The sequence below is a fragment of the Amycolatopsis sp. WAC 04197 genome, assembly GCF_003947475.1.
GTDB lineage: Bacteria > Actinomycetota > Actinomycetes > Mycobacteriales > Pseudonocardiaceae > Amycolatopsis > Amycolatopsis japonica.
Window position 1 is genome coordinate 1 of the sequence record NZ_QHJK01000028.1, and the last position, 1,215, is coordinate 1,215.

Below are 1,215 nucleotides of genomic sequence, written 5' to 3' on the forward strand. Positions count from 1 at the left end.
TGACTGTCGCTCTTGGTATGCCAGCGCTTCCTCCTCCCGTCCTCTCCGAGCGTCGCAAGACCCGACAGCTGCAGGTCGGGCCGGTGGGCGTCGGCAGCGAGCACCCGATTTCGGTGCAGTCGATGACCACCACGCTCACTTCCGACGTCAACGCGACGCTGCAGCAGATCGCCGAGCTCACCGCTGCGGGCTGTGACATCGTGCGCGTCGCGTGCCCGTCCGCGGACGACGCCGAAGCGCTGCCCGCGATCGCGAAGAAGTCGCAGATCCCGGTGATCGCCGACATCCACTTCCAGCCGAAGTACGTCTTCGCCGCGATCGAGGCCGGGTGTGCGGCGGTCCGGGTGAACCCGGGCAACATCCGCAAGTTCGACGATCAGGTCAAGGAGATCGCGAAGGCCGCGAAGGATCACGGCACCCCGATCCGGATCGGCGTCAACGCGGGTTCGCTGGACAAGCGGATCATGGACAAGTACGGCAAGGCGACCCCGGAGGCGCTGGCCGAGTCCGCGCTGTGGGAGGCGTCGCTGTTCGCCGAGCACGATTTCCACGACGTGAAGATCTCCGTGAAGCACAACGACCCGGTGGTCATGGTGCGCGCGTACGAGATCCTCGCCGAGCAGTGCGACTACCCGCTGCACCTCGGGGTCACCGAGGCGGGCCCGGCGTTCCAGGGCACCATCAAGTCGGCCGTCGCGTTCGGGGCGCTGCTGCGGCAGGGCATCGGCGACACGATCCGCGTCTCGCTCTCGGCGCCGCCGGTGGAAGAGGTCAAGGTCGGGATCCAGATCCTGCAGTCGCTGAACCTCAAGGAGCGCAAGCTCGAGATCGTCTCGTGCCCCTCGTGCGGCCGTGCGCAGGTGGACGTCTACACGCTCGCCGAGCAGGTCACCGCGGGCCTGGAGGGCATGGAGGTCCCGCTGCGCGTCGCGGTCATGGGCTGCGTCGTCAACGGTCCCGGTGAAGCGCGTGAGGCGGACCTCGGTGTCGCGTCGGGCAACGGCAAGGGCCAGATCTTCGTGAAGGGTGAGGTCATCAAGACCGTGCCCGAGCACGCGATCGTCGAGACGCTGATCGAAGAAGCCATGCGGATCGCCGAGGAGTCGGGCCAGACGATCGGTGAGGGAGAGCCCACCGTCACCGTCGGCTGACTGGTCGAGACCACGCCAGGAACGGTCCTTTCCTCGCAAAATTTGCGAGGAAAGGACCGTTCCT

Annotated in this window: 1 protein-coding gene; it reads left to right on the forward strand. The window is 66.9% G+C overall.

The genetic code is table 11. From position 1 onward, the window contains the following. Positions 1-1,151: flavodoxin-dependent (E)-4-hydroxy-3-methylbut-2-enyl-diphosphate synthase (gene ispG, locus DMC64_RS42560; protein WP_233630009.1), on the forward strand; the 1,151-nt coding region annotated here is incomplete at its 5' end. Positions 1,152-1,215: the final 64 nt, after the last annotated feature.